Here is a 19,368-nt window from a genome sequence, read left to right on the forward strand (position 1 = left end):
GATGGAAAATTAAATGGAGGTTGGTTCAGGTCTGTTAAACATAATGACAACAAAGCATGAAAAATTTTTCCAACATATTCCCTACTATTGTAAGTTACTTTTTTATTGTATTATTTGTGTACGCGAGTGTAAGTAAACTTTTTGAATTTGAAAGATTTCAGATTCAATTAGCACAATCACCACTTCTCAGCGCTTATGCAGGTTTTGTTTCTTACAGCGTCATTATGATAGAATGGATTGCTTCCATCTTACTGTTGGTACCCATCTGCAGACGATCAGGCTTATACCTCTCACTTTTTTTAATGTCAGCATTTACAGCCTATATTTTCATCATTCTCAACTATAGTGACTTTGTTCCCTGTTCCTGTGGAGGAATTCTTGAAAAACTGGGCTGGACTGAACATTTAGTTTTTAATGCAATAGGTGTATTACTTATAATTATTGCCTTATTCTTAATGGAAAAGAAGATTCCTGTCCGAAAATCAAAAACTACCATAACGGTATCAACATCAATCATACTGAGCATTATTTTAATCATTGGTATGTTTCTTTCTTCGGAGCATGTCATTAAAAAAGAAAATAATTTTACAAGGCGGTTTATAAAGCATTCTGTCATCCAGCATCAATCAGTACATTTGGAGAATGGGTTCTATTATTTTGCTGGGTTTAATGATCATAAAATTTATCTGTCTAACCAGAAATATCCGCAGCAGCTCCTCACAATGGACTCTTCGATGCACCGAACAGCGATTACCTCTGCCCGAATAGAAACAGATCATCCTTATAAAAATATCAGGCAAATAGTATCGGACAATCATTTTTATATTTATGACGGGTCGGTACCTATCTTATTTAAAGGTAAACTTGGGACTGAATCTACCAAAAGAATAAGTTATAAAGACGCTTATTTTAATGATCTCAAGGTCATTGACTCTTCCCGTTTTGCCATTAGGACACAGATACGTCCAAGCAATCATCTGGTTCTGGGACTACTAGATATTGACAATCCTGAGAAATTACAATTAAAAACAACTGTTTTAAAGAAACAGACCGATGGTCTGTTCGACGTTGACGGAAGCATGGCCTACGAATCGCATACGAAAAAACTGTTATATACCTATACTTACAGAAATCAGGTAATTGTCATGAACAGCAGTATGCAGGTGCAACAGTTTGTAAAAACAATTGATACCGTAAAAACTGTCCAGATTAAAACTACGAAACTTTCTGATGGCACTTACAAGATGAAAGCACCGGCACTAAAGGTCAATATCAGATCCGTGGTGTACAAAAATTTACTTTTCGTTCAATCCAACCTGATGGGCAGACACGAATCGAGAAAAGCCTGGAAAAAATCAGATGTATTGGATGTCTACGACATTGATTCCCAAAGCTATGTAGGCAGCATCTATATTTTCAAGAAAGATGATCATACACTCAATGATATCATTGTAACCGAAAAATATCTGTACACCATCCATAATAATGAACTCACCCAATATAAAATGACAAAAGCATTATCTCAATATATTAAATCGGGGAAGCCGAAAACCGATCAACAGAGTAGGCAGCACTAAATATTTCATTTTATGAAAAAAATCCTTTTCCCTGCTTTACTAGTGGTACTAGGAACAGGAACAGCATTTGCCACTAAGATGGCAAATCAGACAAACAAAGCTATTGTACCGGGATACGTAATGGTTCCGGATGGTAATGGAAATTTCACTTGTGAGCAAGCAGGTAAAAACTGTAGTGACATTCCGACAGGACCGATCTGTGAACTGTCAGACGGCACCCAGCTGAAAGAACAGGTCTCAGAAACTTTCTGCGATAATGTTCTCAGAGAAATTCCACAGTAAAAGAAGAGGATGCCTTACAGGGCATCCTTTTTCATTTCTTTATCAATCCATGGAATATCTTTTTTATCTTTCAGAAAGTAATCCCACCATTCCAGGATTCTCAAATGCAGATCTATGCTCTCCGCACTGTTTTTTGCCAGGTCATGATCCTGATTTTTATAATATAGTACTACCGCCTTTTTTTGATTCCGCAGCAAACCCGTATATAATTCTTCGGTATGAGTATAAGGAACGTTTCCGTCTTTCAGGCCTGTCCAGAGAAGGATCGGCTTATTAACTTTCTCTACATTGGCAATAGGGCTATTATCATAGTAAAGTATTTTATTCTTAGAAAACGGCACCTTCATATCAAACTGTCCGTTTTCAAAGCGGGGATAATTGGGAAGCTTTCTTTCCTGACTGAAGGAAAAATAAAATTTAACCAGATCGGTAACGGCTGCTCCGGATATATAGGCCGCAAAACGATGGGAACGGGTCGCTATAAAACTGGTTCCAAATCCGCCAAAGGAATGCCCCATGAGCCCTACTCTATTGCTGTCAATATTGGCATATCCTTTTAGGGCATCCAATCCTGAGTGCACACAATCCAACGCAGAGAACCCTGGTCCCCGGCTATCCAAAACCACATCGGGAAGAAAAACAAAATAGCCATTATCAATGAGTGACCGGATATTAATCCCTATTCCCGAAAAATAAGGATAGGGATATACCGGTGCACTTTTATTCTGCACTTCATAGATCGACAAAATCAACGGATATTTCTTTCGGGCATCAAAGTTAAGGGGATAATACAATACACCTTTGATTTGTACTCCTAAACTATTCTTGTATGAAAGTATTTCCTGCCTGGCCGTAGTGATGTCATGATCATGCCTATTGCTTTGATACACTTCTTTCTTATGACCGCTATGATATTGATAAATTGCCTGAGGACTGTTAAAATTCTCTTCCAGACTGAAAACTGCCTGGCTCAGTAGATTTATTTTGAAATCACTTACCCTATTTTTAGTGGCCGGAAGAAGTAGTTTTATTTTATTCTGAAACCATTGAGCATATGATGTTTCATTGTTGTTTTGATCATACTGCTCAAGGATAATAGGCTTCTTGGCATTAATGCTGCGGATTCTAAAATCTGCGCCTAACGTTCCATAGATCACATCTTCTTTGACATTGAGAATAGTAACTTTTTTATTCGCTGTTAATGGCAGTTGTTCCAGATTTTTCTTCAGTAAATTAAACCTGTATATTCCATTCCCGCTCTCAAAAAAAACATAATGATTGTCATCGCTAAAAGTTGGCCTCCCAATATGAGGGTTTTCAATCGTCATTTTTTCGGATAATAAAGTATTATACAGAATCCATCGCTTTTCTTCTTCACTGAATCCTGCTACATATTTACCCTGTCGGCTAACTACAAGGTTGGAGACCTGGGAGAGTATCTTTTTTGAAGTTTTACTATAGCGGTCATACAAATAAATGTCAAACCAAGAAACAGAACTGATGTAGGCATTCCTTTCCTTTCGGTCAAAGCTCAGAAAATATCGTTCATGATCCATAGCAGCCATAAACGCAAAACCAGTATCTACCTTTTGAGACTGCTCGGACTTTACATCATACACCCAGTACTCATGATACTGCTCTCCCATTCTATAAAGCCATAAATCGGGATCGGTACCATATTTTACTTCCGGCTGGGCGGTAGGAGCCGGTTTTGGCCGGCTCTTAAAATCCAGAAAAAGCAAGTCCGTTTTTGATCTCACGCACCTCAATATAATCAGACTTAATAAAACCATTGCCAACTCTTGAAACTTTGAGTGAGTTGGTATCGAGTAATACAAGCTGTAATCCATCAGAAGATTTCTCCTGCTCTGTAAATGCAAGATATTTCTGTGAGGTTGTGAGCATGATTTTTTTTATATTCTGTTCAGAGGTATAGACTTTATTAAATTCTTTGGATTGCAAAGACCAAACCGATGAGAGATTGCTTCGGTTAACCATTACATATAATTTATCCCGTTTATTACTAACCAACTGTGTCACATCAGAAACTGAAGCAATAAGTTTATTTTTGTTGTCAAATACTTCCAGAAAACGGTTTTTGTACCAAACAGCATAATATCCCAGAGCGGGCAGTATTTCTATTTTGCTGACTTCCTTAAAATCTTTATTATCTCCGTTTCGAAGATTGATAAGTTGTGCCTTGCCACTACCCAGCCAGAAAAAATGATTATCCTTCAAAAAATAGCTTTCAGAAACACCAGTCAAAACAGCTTTGACAGATTGCTGTTTGTCCGCACTGGCAATAACGGTGGTATCTGTATTTTTCTTGTAAATCTTTGAAAAAGAAACCCATCGGTTATCATCTGATACTTTTAAATGAGCAATAGTATAAAATGCAGCATATCTCTGTTGTATAGAATCAATATTATATTGTCCCAAAAGTCCTTGGCTGCACATACAGATAATCATTATGCAAAATAGCGCTTTGATTTTAATAGCCTTCATTTTGAGGTTTTAAATTGGGATTTAACAAAATATCCTGCTGGGGAATTGGCCATAGTTTATGAAAAGACTTCCAGTTAGGCTTTCCCTGTATAGATGTATCCAGCTTTCCGACTCTTTTCAAATCGAAGAAACGATGTCCCATCTCTGTAAAAAACTCTCGTCGATTTTCCCGTGTGATCTCACTGAGTGCTTCTTCTTTTGATAAAGGCAAAGCTAATGATGCTATTGCTGCCCTCTGTCTGGTTTTATTGAGGTAAAAAAGGGCTTCATCTATTTTATTTTGCTGTACCAAAGTCTCGGCTAAAAGAAGATATACTTCTTCCAGCCGGGCAATAATTGAATACTCCGTTGTATTGGCTGTCCTGTTTTTATATTTCTCAGCTCTGTACCAGGTTGTTCCGTTAAAAGTTACCGGTGCCATCCAGTATTGTTTTCTGAGATCTGCGGGATAAAATGCATTGACAAGGCCAGTACTGAGAGCCGTCATTGAAGGTGCTGAGTTGTTAAAATAATAGATTCCGGACTCTTTGGTGCCGTCACCGGAATTTTTAGGTTTCAACTGCCAGAGAATATGCGAACCGGATTTGTTAAAGACCTTGGTAATATCATTCTGAAACTGGTACAGCGGACTTTGAATAATGCCCTTTAACAGTAACTCAGCCTCTACCCATCTTCCCTCCAGCAGATAGACTTTAGCCAATAGCAGTTCCGCCATTTTACGGTTAGGAAAAATCCTCTCCGTATTTCTGTAGTTGTCCTGAAGCAGGCTGATGGATTCTTTAAGATCTTCACTCAGCTGTATAAGCACCTGTGCCTTATCAGTTTTTGAAATCGACTGATTAACCTGATAATCGGTAGTTGCCGGATAAGGAATATCTCCATATACCTGCTGAAGGTATAACAGCAGCATGGATCTGACCGTTAATGCCTCTCCTTTGATTCGGTTGCGGTCTGCCTGGGAAATGGACTTTGACTTTTCAATGCCTTCCAGTATGGCATTGGCCACATAGATCTGCTTATATGAAGTTGACCAGTCTGTATAAATACTGGCATTGGAATCGTTCTGAAGGTTTTGGGATATCTCCGGTAGTCCATTGGTTGCCGTAGTGGAATAAAAATCCAGGTCATCGGTGTAAAGCCCTAATAGTCTGCCCGATTGATCTCCTGCAAACGGTGAGTTGTCGCGCAGTCCAGAATATAATCCAGCCAGAGCAGCATCTGCCGTCTGTACATCTACAAATACCTGATCTGAAGCAATCTGATTGGAAGGTAGTTCTACTTCGATCAGTTTTTCACAGGAACTCATATTGTTTAGTATTAAAAATCCTGTTATGATATAGAATTGTTTATAAAGTTTCATTGTACTGGTTTTAAAAGTTAATCTGCATGCCGAAAGAATACGTTTTTAGAGGCGGCAGAAATCCTAAAGATGAAAACTCCGGGTCCAGCCCGAAATACTTGGTCCAGGTATAGAGGTTCTGGCCCTGAAAATAAATCTTGGCTTCTCTGATGAGCTTCCCCTGCAGAGGAATCCGATAGCTGAGCTGAATATTTTTCAACCGAATGAATGACCCATCGGACACGGTGACATCGCTCATCTGAAATAAACTGTGCAGGGGTGATGCGGTAGCATGATACGGCATATACAATCCATTAGGATTGTCGGGTGACCAGACATTCAAGGCCTCTACAGGAAGGTTCCGCATCAGTCCGGGGGAAGACATCTGATAATTAAAATTGCGGCTCTGCTGTTTGACAAACTGGACAAGAAGTGACAATGACCAGTTTTTATAGCTGAAATTATTGCTCCAGCCCCCGAAAAACTCTACGCCTATATTTTTAATAATCTGCCTGTCATCAGGGGAAGTGATCCTGCCGTCACCGTTGTAATCCGTAAAGATATACTGACCGTTCTGAGGATTGATACCTTCCAGATGATACAATTTTATAATATTAACGGATTGGCCTATGGCATAAGAGTTGGCATAGGTAGACCCTTCCAGTCCCGGAAACGACAGAAGTTTATTCTTGGGAATGCTCAGATTGGCAGATGTTTCCCATTTAAAAGCTCCGGTAAACGGACGGCCCGCGATCTCAAATTCCCACCCCGTATTTTGAATGGTGGCATCCAGATTGGCCAGCACTGAAGTAAACCCTGTTACCGATGGAAGCTGATAGCCTACCAGTTGATTCGATGAACGGTTGCGGTAATGGGATGCCGTAACATGAAATCTGTCCTTAAAGAATCCCATTTCGAGTGTGGCTTCTAATTTGACGGTTTTCTCCCAGCTGAAATTAGGATTGAAAAGTTTGGAAGGAACCAGTCCTGTTACATTATTATATCCTAAGGTAGAAGTGATAAACGTATCGTTATACTGGTAGTTCCCAATATTATCAGTTCCGGATGAGCCATAACTTCCTCTCAGCTTTCCAAAGGAGAGCCAGGACAGTTCTTTCATAAAGCTTTCGTTGGAGAACAGCCAGGCCGCTCCCACCGCCCCGAAGTTCGCAAACTTACGGTTGGTTCCAAAACGGCTGCTTCCGTCTCTTCTGCCCGTAATATTAATGATATAGCGATGGTCAAACTGATAATTAAGTCTTCCGAAGACGGCTGTATACTTATATTCTGTTTTGGTCTGGTCCGAGATCAGCTTGGTAGTAGCTGCGGCAATATTTTCAATAAATGCATTACTGGTAAAACCATATCCCTGTATGGCACCCTGAGTATTCAGATCGCTCTGATAGGTGCCTCCGGCAAGGACATCCACCTGATGGCTACCTTTTTTAAAGGTCCAGTTCAATTGCGGTTCCAAAGTGTAGGACATTCTGCTTTTATTGCTTTGTAACGCCCTGGAATTGGCAGGGCCTATCCCTAATGATGGGTTATAGATCGTATTGGGCTGCAATGACAGTTCATCAAAGGTCTGATAACTGATTCCTCCATTGAGTCTGACCTGTACATTTTTCATAAGTTCATAACCCGCCGTGAAATTATTCATGAACTGAATATTGTTGTTGGAATAGGTACTGTTATACGCAGCCAAAGGATTATCAAAAGTATTGTTCTGCCAGTTGATATTTCCCCCTGAATCGTACAGAGCAGGAGCATTGGGAGCCAGAAACAAAGCACTGCCGGTATTGTCAAGGCTGATTACATTATGTTCCAGCTTGGAAAAGAGTGTTGACATGGTAAAGTTCAGCCGGTTGTCTAATGAGCGATGTGACAGGTTACCCAGTAATGTATTGGTTTTATACCGGAAATCTTTGGCAAATACTGTAGTCTGCTCATTATGTCCGTAACTTACCAGAAAAGAGGTCTTCTCCCCGCCACCCGATAAAGACAGCTGGACATTGGAGGTAACCGATGTATTACCAAGAAGTGTTTTGAACCAATCCGTATAACGGGACTGGTCCCATGTTCCGTTGATATCATAAGCAGTGGCCGGATATACGGTAATTCCATCATTCGCATAAGCCTGTCTGCGCATTCCCAGATATTGCTCCGTATTCATCATGGTAAGATTGGAAAGACTATTGCTTAAAGAATAGGATGTATTAACGGAAAGCCCTAAAGATCCTTTCTTCGCCCGTTTAGTCGTTACCAGTACCACGCCGTTGGCTCCTCTTGAACCATAGATAGCCGTGGCATCTGCATCTTTTAAAACCTCGATGCTTTCGATATCATTGGGGCTGATATTGCTTAAAGGATTTAGGTTGGCATCTGACAAAATATTGGCACCATAAGCAGCAGTCATTCCGCTTCCCACGGGGACACCATCCACTATATATAAAGGCTGACTGCCATCGACTTCACTGTTGGCATAAGTTCTCAGGCTGTTACGTCCCCGGATTTGGATGCTGTAGCCGCCTCCCGGAACTCCTGAATTCTGGGTGATATTCACTCCTGCCATTCTTCCCTGTACGGTTGATAAAACATTGGTGACAGGCTGGTTTTCTATATCTTTTGCTGAAACTTTGGCGATACTACCGGTTCTTTCTTTGTCTTTTACCTTGTAGTAGCCTGCGTTGAGAATAACTTCTTCGATTCCCTTTACTTTTTGTTCTAAGCTGATATTAACGACGGTCTGATTAGTGAGCGTGAATTTTTCTTCTGCATAATCAGGGTGTCTGAACAATAGGATGGGATTTTCTGCTGAAACCTGTAAAGTATAGGTTCCGTTGTTGCCGGTCATGGTTACCTGATTACTCCCCTCCTGGGAGATTATGACTCCTGAAAGGGGTTTACCCGATGAGGTTACGGTACCGGAAATGGTGCGTGTTTGAGCTTTTGTATTAATGCTTACAGCAGTAAGCATGAGCCCAAAGAAAATGCCTCCTATATGGTAATAGGAATTTTTCATAGATTTGTAAAGGTTTTTAATTTCTAAAGATTAATTACTGAACTACGCTCTTTCCCGTTGGTCGCCAAACACTATGGGAAGGGGCTTTTTTCTTTCTTCTGATTTTAAGTTGAGTAGTTTTTTGATTCATTTTTTAGATAAAGACTTTCCTGATGCCCTTTGGTGTGGAAAAGGACTGGTGAGGTTCTATAGCAGTGACCTTAAGGCACCGGAAAGAATTTAATATGAATGAAATCTGTGTTCCCGTGAAAGCTTTTTAAAGCCGCAATAGGTTGTACCCTCCTATTGTATCGTGTAGTCTGATACTATGTTTAGGAAGCGGGCTTAGATTTATGATGTAGAGATAAAGCGAACTGCATTGGAAAAAAGTGGCATGGGACTCTACAATATCAGCTTAGGGGTACTGGTATACCTTGGAACAGATAAGAGAGCCCACGCCTAGGTCGTGAGCTTAATACTTATCCTCTCGTTCCGTAAATTACCAGTTTTCTAAGCGAGATTCTAAGCAATAGCTTCTATTATTCGTTGAAGTATCGCAAAGTTACATTTATTGTAACCTATTTTACAAATATAATAAAAAATTATTATTCGATACAAATTTGTATCGAATAATTTCGTCTAATATTTCAATTTTTACTATATGCAAGAATACAGTAATGAAGAAATTGACTTTTTAGCCTTACAAATCGGTTGTATAGTTAGAGTCGAAAGGCTAAGACAAAAAATATCTCAGGAAAACCTTGGTCTCTTAATTGGATCTAACAATACGGCAATTGGCAGGTTAGAGAGATATGAGCATTTTACTAGTTGGAAAATCTTACTTAAGATTTGTCAATCATTAAAAATAGAATATAATTCCATATTTATCTTGCAATCATTGGATAATATCTTATTGATCATTAATGAATCTTATAATTTAGAAGAAAAGCTCACTGCTGAAAAGGAATTATTTTATAAAAATCTAGAAGCTGATGCTAAAGAAAAATATGCTAAAATCCAGAAGCAATAACAATAATAAATTCTAAAGAATAAATCCTGACAATGTCAGGATTTGTTTTATTTACTAATTATTTAACTATAAAATAAGTAATTCATATTCTTTCAAGTAGTCGGAATTCGCAATAAGTTCGACAATATACATGCAAATTCTAATACAAAGAATTGATAAATATACTTTCATTTTTTTGTATTTTTGGGGATAATTATCAACAAGAATTTAATAAATCTGACACAGATTATAATAATGGCAAATATAAAAACTGAAACTGAAACGGTTATAAAAAATCCTCCCATACCTTAGTCGACGAGGTTATGATCTTGAAAAAGATTTTGATTTTGAGACAGCAGTTTCACAGACTGATAGATATTCTAAAGGTTATATAGATGTACTTGTAACATTGGGGAAGAACAAGCCAGCCTTTCTTATCGAGGCAAAAAGGATATCAAAAAATTTAACTTCCAAAGATAAAGATCAAGCTATCAAGTATGCTAAATCAAGAGAAATCAATGTTCCATTCTTCATCGTTACAAATGGTAATGATATACAATGTTTTAATACACAGAATGGTAATCGAATAAATTGGGATGGAAAAACAATCGATAAAATTCCGACAAAAGAACAATTAAAACTTGTGATTAGAACTTTAAAATCTAATCCCGAATTGTTAAATATCCCTCTTTCAGGTGATAATAGTTTACCTTTTAGACCTGGATTACCGCTTAGACAGCTAAATGCGTTATTTTACAAATGTCATAGTACTATTAGAAAAATTGAAAAAACGAAGAAAGTGCTTTTGCAGATTTTTCAAAATTGTTATTCCTTAAACTATTAGAGGAAAAATGTGATGTTGAAGAAGATTTTATTCTTCCCTATTCATATAGATTTCATGAATTAGCAGCTAAACCAGCTAGTGAGTCTGATCAGGTGAGAGATTCAGTTCTAAGTATGATTGAAAGTATTATTAGACGAACAAATTATGGCGAAGTTTTACAAGAAAAAATAAAACTAAAAATCCTAAAACATTTCATTCAATTATAAAGGATTTATCCTCGGTCTCGTTCTATGATTGTAGTTTAGATTCGAAAGGAGCTGCTTTTGAATATTTTGTTAGAGCTACCCTTAAAGGAAAAAAGTTAGGTCAATATTTTACGCCAAGAGAGTTAGTCCAAGCTATGACTGCTTTGGTAGGCAGAAGGAAAATTGTTAATTCAGTAATTTCAGGATCTAAGATTAAAGTATTAGATCCTGCCTGTGGAACTGGAGGATTTCTCGTATATCTATTACAAGATTCAATAGATCAGCTAAATAATAAACTTAGGTTAAGAGAAATTACAAAAGCGACATTCGACCAATCTATAAAAAAACTTAAAGAAGAAGTTTTTTTGGATCAGATGCTAACGAAGGTGTCGCAGCATCTGCAAAAATGAATATGATAATTGCAGGTGATGGACATACGAACATTCAAAATGAAGATAGTCTGTCAGATCTTTCTATAAATTGGTCAAACTCTTCTCCTGACTGTGATTTAATTATGACAAATCCTCCTTTCGGAACTTCCGAAGGTGAATCTTTGAGTCTAAACGACATGCAACAATTCGAGGTTTCGTCTTCTAAAGGTCAATATTTATTCATCCAAAAAATGATTAACAGTACCATTCCAGGAGGTGAAATTTGCACCGTTATTGACGAAGGTGTATTAAACACTGATTCTGGAAAGAATCTAAGAGAATTCATTTTAAAACATTGCAAATTATTATGTATTGTAAGCTTACCTAATGAAACATTTAAACCAAACAAAATAAATGTAAAATCTAGTCTATTATACTTAGAAAAGCGTGCTAGTCCCGATTTTGATTTTGAAGACAACTATGTTACGACAGTCTGTAAATTTGATTCACTAGGCTATCAGGGTTCGGGAGATAAAATTCGTGGTTTTAATAAAGAGTTATTTTTAAATGAAATTGAATCAAAGGTTTTAGATCATAATATTGGAAGCAAAAGAATGGGTTATAATTGGGAGGCTTTTGATATCAATATAAAAGATATTTACAATGATGATACGCATAGATTTGATTATAAATATTGGAATTTTGAAACCAGAGAGGAAATTAGAAACCTATTAAAAACGAAAACCCAACTTTAAAGGATTTAAATTTAATTGCAACCTCCAGAGGGAAAAGCCCCTCAGCTGATAATTATGTGGACGAACAAGATGGGTACGCATTAGTTATAAAAGCAGGTAGTAATATTAGCAAATTAGGGAAAATCATCACGACTAATGCAGATTGGATAGAAAAATCTGTATATGATGAATTTGTTGAAAAGTCACTCGAAACTCAAACAAATATTAACATTATAAAGAAAGGAGATGTATTATTGTCATCTACTGGCGATGGTACCCTTGGCAAATGTTGCGTCTTCGATCTAGATATCCCTGCAATTGCCGATGGACATGTCACGATAATAAGAGTTGATGACACAAAAATTAATCCTTATTACTTATCAGATTTTTTGAGATTAGGTTTTGGCGCAGTACAGATATCTCGATTTTATACTGGTTCGACCGGTTTAATAGAGCTTACACCAGAGCAAGTTGACAGAATTATAATTGATACAAAAAAATATAATGTAGAAGAGCAGATAAAGCTATCTAAAAAAATACGAGAAATTGAAGACAATTATGTTCTAAAACTTGAAGAGGCCGAAAATATTCTCGAATTGAGTAAAAACGTTTTATAATATTCATCTTTATTATTTGATAAAAATCCTTATTAATTTAAGGATTTTTTTATGAATCTAATGTTACTCCATGAAATTACTAAAATGATCTATAACAACATTAATCATTTCATGTCAATATGACGTTATTTTACGAAAATCAGTAATAATTCTATGTAAATAATTTATACTTTTGATAAAACCTCTTTATTACGAAGATTATAACAACAATTTTCGAATGTATTGATTGTAAATAATAACCATAGAACATGAGTGCCACCCCAAATCCATTTGACGACAAGCTAAAGACTTGGCAAAACATAATACAAGATTGTAATATAAATTTTTTGATAGGTTCAGGCCTTTCAAATCCTTTTTTGGAACCTTAGGAAATATTGAAATTTGGCTGACTGAACTTGAAAATGACACAACATTACCAGTCGATCTAAGAGATTATATTAAAGCGAGTTTATATGCAAGTTACTTTGTAGTAGCTATGCAGAAAAATATTGTCTTACATAATATCACATCAATAAAAGATGAATTAGTTTCAGTGCCAAACAATGACATTGAAAAACTACAGAACACTTATAAAGGTTACAAAGATTTTTTAAGAGTAATTAATCAAATAATATATCAAAGAAGAAGTAATACCGTAAATAAGCAAACTAACTTATTCACAACAAATATTGATATCTTTTTAGAAAAAGTAATTGAAGACTTAAATCTACATTTTAATGACGGATTCAGTGGAGTTTTTAAAAGAACATTTAGCCTAAGCAATTTTAAGAAATCGTCCTATCAAAAAAGTCTTCAATATGATAATATTGCAGAAATTCCAGTCTATAATCTATTAAAAATACATGGATCAATTACATGGAAACTTCAGGACAATCAATTAATGTTTAATGATATTGATACAATTTATTCAATTGAAGAAGAGTACAATAAAATTAAATTTTTAGACATAATTAAACTAGATAACGATTATTGGAATAAATACAAAAAAATATTCCCTTTAAAGAGATTGTTAAAGCAGCAGAGAAAGCAACAATTGTAGATACTACAGATTTCGTTGTGGCATATGAAATGCTACAGGTTGTAAATCCAACAAAAGCAAAATTCAAAGATACTACATTCAATAAATCATATTATGAAATGTTAAGGCTTTACGCTAATGAACTAGAAAAAGAAAATAGTGTCTTATTTATTTTCGGTTTTTCAATGGCAGACGAGCATATCCGAGATATTACTTTCCGTGCCATAAGATCTAATCCTACTCTAAAAGTTTTTATTTCCTCTTACACTAAAGCTGCAACTGATATAGTTAATAATCTTAAATTGGATAATATTGATTTAAAAGATTTTCCTAATGTGGAATTATTAAATGAGATTGACAATTTTAATCTTAACGCCATCAATGAAACGATCTTTAAAAAATGTTGGATAATATTAATTGCTTGTAGAAATGGAAAAAGATTTACAAAAAGATTCTATTTTTAAAGTTGGTAAAGTAGTTTCAGTGGAAGGTAGGACGATAAAAATTGAAGTTGATAAAAGTAAAAATAGTTCGCATCTACTGTATAATGGCGAAATAATTAGAAATATTTCGGTAAATAGCTATATTAAAATTACAAAAGGATTTAATCGTATCATCGGTAAAGTTGACGGCGAATATATTTATGAGGATTCCAATTTTACTGATAAAAATTATACAAATGAAAAAAGAAAATTAAGCGAATCTTAATAGTAAAACTCTTAGGTTTTTTTACAAAACGTGGTTTTGAAAGGGGCATTAAAGAGCTTCCTCTAATTAATAACGAATGTTTTCTGCTAGATAAAAAAGAATTTCAGGATGTTCACCAGTTTGTAGGAAAAACTGATTTACCACTAAATATTGGAACTCTAACTCATGAGCCCAATCAAAATGTGGAAATTGGCATTAATGAACTTTTTGCCAGCCATATTGGTATTTTTGGAAACACTGGAAGTGGTAAATCATATACCTTGGCAAAAGTATACTATGAACTTTTCTTGAAATTTAAGCACGAGGAAAAGTTTAAAAAAAATGCAAAATTTCTTTTATTTGATTTTAACGGAGAATATGAATCAAAGTATAGTATAATTGAAGAAAAAAGTTTACAATCTAAGTACTCGTGCTACAAGAAAGAAGGATAAACTTATTTTTTATGAAAGCGATTTACTTGATAAAGATCTGTTCAGTATAATTGCAAATGCGACGGAAAAGACGCAAAAACCATTTGTAGCAAGAACACTAGAGTTTTATAAAAAAATTTTCCATTCAGAAGATGCTTTAGAATATTTTCAGAATATCCTCAGAAAAAGGGTTAAAGATGTATATAAAATGGCTGATAAAGTTAAAGCCGAGCTACTTCTTGATTATTTTAGAGAAATTTTACCTCCACTATACGACGACGATGATATCGAAATTGATTTAGCTAGCGATGTTGATTTTAATAATAAACTAAGTGAGTTTATGTTTGATGGAACATATTTGCGAAGTCACCCAGAAAGAATAGAAGAAACTTTACTTTACCAGCAAGTAAATCAATATGAATTTAGCAAAGACTTTATTTCGAGAATTATACATTTCCTTTATTTACAGTTAATACATGATATATTTAGTAATAGAGCTGCAAATGAACATATTTCTCCAGTTATTAATAAACTAAAAAGTTTCAATAAAGATATTGATGCTGTAATTAAAGTTGTAGATGATTTAGATGAAGAGGACTTTTGGGATGATAATTTTTTTGTGTTATTAATTTACATAAAACTAACACGCATATAAAGAAAATGATTCCCTTACTTGTATCACAAAAACTTTACTCCGAACATAAGAAATACAATAGAAAAAAAGAAAAATCATTAAATATAATAGTTGATGAAGCTCACAATATCCTTTCATTTATTTCCGAAAGAGAAAGTGAAACATGGAAAGACTATAGATTAGAAACGTTTGAGGAAATAATAAAAGAAGGGCGAAAATTTGGTGTTTTTATGACAATAGCCAGTCAAAGGCCTTCGGATATTTCTGCAACTATTATTTCACAACTGCATAATTTCATTTTACACCGATTAATTAATAATAATGATATTATTGCTGTTGAGAGAACTGTGTCATACTTGGATAAAGTTTCTTTTGAATCATTACCCATTTTGCCGACTGGCACATGTATAATTGCTGGCCAATGCCTACAAATCCCCATTATGGTTGACATTTCTTCCATAGATAAAGCAAACGAACCAGATAATAAAACAATAAGATTAATTGAAAATTGGATTTAGACAGGTTGCAACAAATTCCACTATTCCATATAAAATTTAATTTACCTATATAAACTAATAGAATTATTCTTCAAAATTAAAAAATAGTTTTTCAGATTTTTTAAGTTATTTTTTTTTAAAATTAAATATAATTCCTAATAACATCTTATGAGTGACAGAATTGAAGACAATTCTTCGTTTGAAGAATTTAGAAATAATCTCAAGGGAGGAAAATCAGTAAAAAAGATCGCATCATTCTTTGCTCCCTTTAGTTCAAGAGCCAAAGGAATTTTGGATGCTTTTGAAAACTTTGATGAAATTGAAAAGCAGTTTGAAGAAATTTCAAAAAGTCCTGATCAGTTTAACCATTATTTTAGTGAACGTGGTTGGATTGCACATGAGTCCGGAAATCATGATTTGATCTTGGAGTGCATTGCTCTGGCTGAAGCAGGCAATATAAATGAAGCAGAGGAAAAGCTTGCCAATTATTACACATCTGAAGCGATGCAATGGATGATAAGTTCAACCTACGGTATTCCAGAATTTAGATTGCGTAATGTCTTGATTAAAGCTGCATTTGAAGATACAAAAGCTCAAAGATATTATTCTGCTGTCCCCTTACTATTAATGATTATTGATGGTACTGTCAATGACATTAGCAAAAGCAAAGGTTTTTTCGTGGAAAATACTGATCTAACCGCTTGGGATTCTATTGCTGCTCATAGTTCAGGCCTCTCTAAACTTAGAGATATATTAAATGTAACAAGAAAGGCCACGACCACTGAAGAAATATTCTTTCCTTACCGTAATGGTATTTTGCATGGAAGGGATCTTTCATATGCTAATAAATATGTTGCAGGGAAAGCTTGGTTAACATTATTTGCCATTAATGATTGGGCAAAAGCTCTAAAGAAAAATAAAGAACGTCCCCTTAAAGAAAAAAACACTCCTACTTTAAAAGAAACTTTTTCAGATCTAAAAGATACCATTTCCAACTATCAACAACACAAATTGAAGATGAAAGATATGGATAAACATATGGATTACTGGAAAGATAGAAAACCTATAGTAAACCAAGATTTTCCAGCTCAAGGAAACGAAGCAGATTATGAAGAATATACTCCGGAAAGAGATGCTGTCCGTTTTTTAATAAATTGGCAGAAAAACAACTATGGGCAGATGGCTAAACAGATTTGTTTATTTTCAAATGAATTTAATATGGGTAAGGAAGCGGGAAGAATTCGAAAAGTCTTTGAAAAAAAGAACTTAAAATCTTTTGAAATATTATCCGTCGAACATCAGGCACCAGCAATTGCAGAAGTAAAAGTAAAAGTGATTGTCTTATTTAATGAAACAGAATATGTAAAAGAAATAGTTTTGCGCATGCTTTATCAGAATGAACAAGGGGGAAATATGGTGTATGGTCAGACCGGAGGCATTTGGAAATATATGGATTCTTTCTTTTTTCAAAAATAGAAATGCTGGACTGGAATTTCTAGGATTATAACTTTCGTTAACCATTAAAATTATGACTCCCTCAACAAAAGATCAGCTTGTACGTGATATTCTTGTTTTAGAAAATTCTATAACAAGTCCAAGAGACGATCGGGAAATTTGCTTTACATTTCATCAGGTCATTTCGAAATTATTATCTAATGATGGCTTTACAACAATCTTTAATCCAAGTCCTGATACAAGTAATTTTGATTTCATGTGTTTCAAAGAGTATCCACGAGACAGAATATGTATTTCTCTTCAAAACTCGACTGAAAACATTACAGAAGAACGTGTCCACGAGAGAGTTTCATTCGCATTCAATTATCCGTATGATCGTCTTATTATGTTTGCGCCCGTAGCATTTACCTCTTCATGCTATCGTTTTGTAAATAGTACTGATCCTTTAAAAGTGGAACTATTAACCTTAGATGATCTCAAAACTTGGACATCTAAAATAGAAATAGAATCTGAACTAAACACCTATGAATATGAAGATATCATCAAAATTGTAAGCAAAACATTTATTGAAAAAATAGCAGAAGATCCCAACTTTTGTTAAAAATAGAATGGAGAGAATTCGAGAAAACAATAGCTGAGCTATTTGAGGGTTTGGCATTTCATGTAACCCTTACACCATCAAGCAAAGATGGAGGTAAGGATATTATTTTGGAGATCGTAAAAAATGGACGTCCCATTAAGTACATCGTCGAGATTAAGCACTGGAAATCCAAACAGCTAGTAGGTCAAAAATCCGTGAAGGAATTTCTAAAAGTGATCTGCAAGGAAAAGAGAGAGAGTGGTTTGTTTTTATCAACATACGGTTTTACCTCAAATGCTTTTGAAGGTTTAACAGAGTTAGAAAGAAAAAATTAAGTTTGGAGATGAACAAAAAATCGTCACACTATGCCATACTTACCTGAAAGTTAAATCTGGAATTTGGACCCCTTTACAGGATTTGCAGGAAGTTCTTTATGAACAAACTTTTTAAAAACCATAACGAATAGTTGAATACAGTAATTCAAAATCTTACGCTTTAATATTAAACAATTTCTTCACTATGCTGCAATCGTGTTCAGAACTCTATTATGAGTGAACGTTCTTAACTTTATTAGCAATATCTTCTATAGTAATTAATCCTAATAATTTTTCATTTTCACTACCGCTGTTTGTAATAAATAATACATCGAGATTTCTTTTATGGATATTTATTTGATCAATAAACAAATCATAGGCAGTATAAATATCGCAGTCTCTCGATATAAATTTAAAATTTTTCTTAAACTCAATATCGACTATCAATTCTTTGATAATAGGATTTTCCACCATGATTTCATTCTGATTAATATTTTTTCCTAACCATCTTGAAATTGTATTTGTATTAATTAGCTCCGTAACCATTCCACCTTCGTCAAATACAGGAAATTGCGAAAAAGATTTTTCCCTCATTATGTTCAAAATTTTATCTAGTCTCTCGTTTTCGTTAGCTCCAGTCACTTCAAAAGAAAATAAAGGAATAACCTTTTGTGGATTTAATAATTTTTGTAAAATCATGGCAAACTCATTAACAACTTCTCCCAGAGGTTCTGCAATATAATTGCCACCTAATTTAGGTGTGTGTGTTATAGCGTTTCTAAGTTCTCCATAATCTATCAATTTATCTCGGTAAGATTTTATAATTGAATTTTTGCTACTTTTTATTTTTGAGGCAAAAGTTTCATGATTCTGATTGTTACCATTTTTTAGAAATTTATCAAGTTGATTATAAATATCTAAAAATTTTTCTGCATTTGTCATATTATTATCTTTTTAACAAGCACTTTGTATAATTCAAAAATTTACTGGCAAAACCTGCATTAAGGGTAGCATCATATATGTACAGTCTAAATTTTTTTACTCGCTTAGTCGAAAACAACTTAAGATCATTTTGAGATAAAGTTATAAATACTGAGTATTCATAACTATCTTTATCTGCTTCCACATCTATCTCTGCGTTTTTAATCCATTTAGTATTGTCTTCAAATATTAGAATTACCCCTCGTTCATTTACATTAACCGTATTGCCATAAGCTCTTAAACTTAGGTAATAAGCAGATGGTCTTCCTTTTTTGAAACCTTTGTTAAAGATGCGGGAGCTAAATTG

Annotated in this window: 20 protein-coding genes and 1 pseudogene; 16 read left to right on the plus strand and 5 right to left on the minus strand. The window is 34.8% G+C overall.

Features of this window, described 5'->3' with window-relative positions; all coding sequences use genetic code 11:
* Window positions 1–56: 56 nt before the first annotated feature.
* Both OWR28_RS05815 and OWR28_RS05820 read left to right on the plus strand, forming a co-directional pair.
* A complete protein-coding gene (locus OWR28_RS05815) occupies window positions 57–1,577 on the plus strand; it encodes a MauE/DoxX family redox-associated membrane protein (protein WP_332385857.1) in 1,521 nt (506 codons plus the stop codon).
* A 12-nt stretch (window positions 1,578–1,589) separates the two neighbouring features.
* Entirely contained in the window at window positions 1,590–1,859 is a 270-nt protein-coding gene (locus OWR28_RS05820) for a DUF6520 family protein (RefSeq protein WP_076597476.1), read from the plus strand.
* 14 nt (window positions 1,860–1,873) lie between these two features.
* Here OWR28_RS05820 and OWR28_RS05825 read toward each other — a convergent pair whose 3' ends face one another.
* From OWR28_RS05825 to OWR28_RS05840, 4 genes are all read right to left on the minus strand, one after another.
* A complete protein-coding gene (locus OWR28_RS05825) occupies window positions 1,874–3,601 on the minus strand; it encodes a prolyl oligopeptidase family serine peptidase (protein WP_332385858.1) in 1,728 nt (575 codons plus the stop codon).
* The gene (locus OWR28_RS05830; RefSeq protein ID WP_332385859.1) at window positions 3,582–4,316 is read right to left on the minus strand and encodes a hypothetical protein; all 735 of its coding nucleotides are present in this window, start codon (window positions 4,314–4,316) and stop codon (window positions 3,582–3,584) included. Before OWR28_RS05830 ends, OWR28_RS05825 begins: the two co-directional genes overlap by 20 nt.
* Before the next feature lie 34 nt (window positions 4,317–4,350).
* Window positions 4,351–5,670 (minus strand): RagB/SusD family nutrient uptake outer membrane protein, encoded by a 1,320-nt coding sequence (locus OWR28_RS05835; RefSeq protein WP_332385860.1) that lies wholly within the window; start codon window positions 5,668–5,670, stop codon window positions 4,351–4,353.
* A 64-nt stretch (window positions 5,671–5,734) separates the two neighbouring features.
* A complete protein-coding gene (locus tag OWR28_RS05840; RefSeq protein WP_332385861.1) occupies window positions 5,735–8,725 on the minus strand; it encodes a SusC/RagA family TonB-linked outer membrane protein in 2,991 nt (996 codons plus the stop codon).
* Window positions 8,726–9,365: 640 nt separating this feature from the next.
* Between OWR28_RS05840 and OWR28_RS05845 the strand changes: the two genes are divergently transcribed.
* The 14 genes and pseudogenes from OWR28_RS05845 (at window position 9,366) to OWR28_RS05905 (ending at window position 18,101) form a co-directional block, all read left to right on the plus strand.
* A complete protein-coding gene (locus OWR28_RS05845) occupies window positions 9,366–9,734 on the plus strand; it encodes an XRE family transcriptional regulator (protein WP_332385862.1) in 369 nt (122 codons plus the stop codon).
* Between the two features lie 274 nt (window positions 9,735–10,008).
* Window positions 10,009–10,557, plus strand: coding sequence for a type I restriction enzyme HsdR N-terminal domain-containing protein (locus OWR28_RS05850; protein WP_332386334.1), 549 nt, complete (start codon window positions 10,009–10,011; stop codon window positions 10,555–10,557).
* A gap of 202 nt (window positions 10,558–10,759) precedes the next feature.
* Window positions 10,760–11,152 (plus strand): N-6 DNA methylase, encoded by a 393-nt coding sequence (locus tag OWR28_RS26850; protein WP_494168444.1) that lies wholly within the window; start codon window positions 10,760–10,762, stop codon window positions 11,150–11,152.
* Window positions 11,113–11,868: pseudogene (locus tag OWR28_RS05855) on the plus strand (HsdM family class I SAM-dependent methyltransferase); the annotation flags it as partial. The gene OWR28_RS26850 and the pseudogene OWR28_RS05855, both read left to right, overlap by 40 nt.
* A 56-nt stretch (window positions 11,869–11,924) precedes the next feature.
* The gene (locus OWR28_RS05860; RefSeq protein ID WP_332385863.1) at window positions 11,925–12,464 is read left to right on the plus strand and encodes a hypothetical protein; all 540 of its coding nucleotides are present in this window, start codon (window positions 11,925–11,927) and stop codon (window positions 12,462–12,464) included.
* Window positions 12,465–12,939: 475 nt separating this feature from the next.
* Window positions 12,940–13,503: a hypothetical protein gene (locus OWR28_RS05865; protein WP_332385864.1), complete on the plus strand. Its 564-nt coding sequence runs from the start codon at window positions 12,940–12,942 to the stop codon at window positions 13,501–13,503.
* Window positions 13,504–13,520: 17 nt separating this feature from the next.
* Window positions 13,521–13,946, plus strand: coding sequence for a hypothetical protein (locus tag OWR28_RS05870; RefSeq protein WP_332385865.1), 426 nt, complete (start codon window positions 13,521–13,523; stop codon window positions 13,944–13,946).
* A complete protein-coding gene (locus tag OWR28_RS05875; protein WP_332385866.1) occupies window positions 13,912–14,190 on the plus strand; it encodes a hypothetical protein in 279 nt (92 codons plus the stop codon). Before OWR28_RS05870 ends, OWR28_RS05875 begins: the two co-directional genes overlap by 35 nt.
* A gap of 182 nt (window positions 14,191–14,372) precedes the next feature.
* Entirely contained in the window at window positions 14,373–14,621 is a 249-nt protein-coding gene (locus OWR28_RS05880) for a helicase HerA domain-containing protein (RefSeq protein ID WP_332385867.1), read from the plus strand.
* On the plus strand, window positions 14,569–15,255 hold the full coding sequence (locus OWR28_RS05885; RefSeq protein ID WP_332385868.1) for a hypothetical protein: 687 nt from the start codon (window positions 14,569–14,571) through the stop codon (window positions 15,253–15,255). The genes OWR28_RS05880 and OWR28_RS05885 overlap by 53 nt, the downstream gene beginning before the upstream one ends.
* Window positions 15,256–15,260: 5 nt before the next feature.
* Window positions 15,261–15,752 (plus strand): ATP-binding protein, encoded by a 492-nt coding sequence (locus tag OWR28_RS05890; protein ID WP_332385869.1) that lies wholly within the window; start codon window positions 15,261–15,263, stop codon window positions 15,750–15,752.
* Window positions 15,753–15,899: 147 nt separating this feature from the next.
* Window positions 15,900–17,207: a hypothetical protein gene (locus OWR28_RS05895; RefSeq protein WP_332385870.1), complete on the plus strand. Its 1,308-nt coding sequence runs from the start codon at window positions 15,900–15,902 to the stop codon at window positions 17,205–17,207.
* A gap of 52 nt (window positions 17,208–17,259) precedes the next feature.
* Window positions 17,260–17,787 (plus strand): restriction endonuclease, encoded by a 528-nt coding sequence (locus OWR28_RS05900; RefSeq protein WP_332385871.1) that lies wholly within the window; start codon window positions 17,260–17,262, stop codon window positions 17,785–17,787.
* On the plus strand, window positions 17,781–18,101 hold the full coding sequence (locus OWR28_RS05905; RefSeq protein ID WP_332385872.1) for a restriction endonuclease: 321 nt from the start codon (window positions 17,781–17,783) through the stop codon (window positions 18,099–18,101). Before OWR28_RS05900 ends, OWR28_RS05905 begins: the two co-directional genes overlap by 7 nt.
* Before the next feature lie 210 nt (window positions 18,102–18,311).
* Here OWR28_RS05905 and OWR28_RS05910 read toward each other — a convergent pair whose 3' ends face one another.
* Window positions 18,312–19,022, minus strand: coding sequence for a CBS domain-containing protein (locus tag OWR28_RS05910; RefSeq protein ID WP_180563616.1), 711 nt, complete (start codon window positions 19,020–19,022; stop codon window positions 18,312–18,314).
* Window positions 19,023–19,368: the final 346 nt, after the last annotated feature.

Origin of the sequence: Chryseobacterium sp. 1B4, assembly GCF_036631475.1 — a bacterium.
Classification (GTDB): Bacteria; Bacteroidota; Bacteroidia; order Flavobacteriales; family Weeksellaceae; genus Chryseobacterium.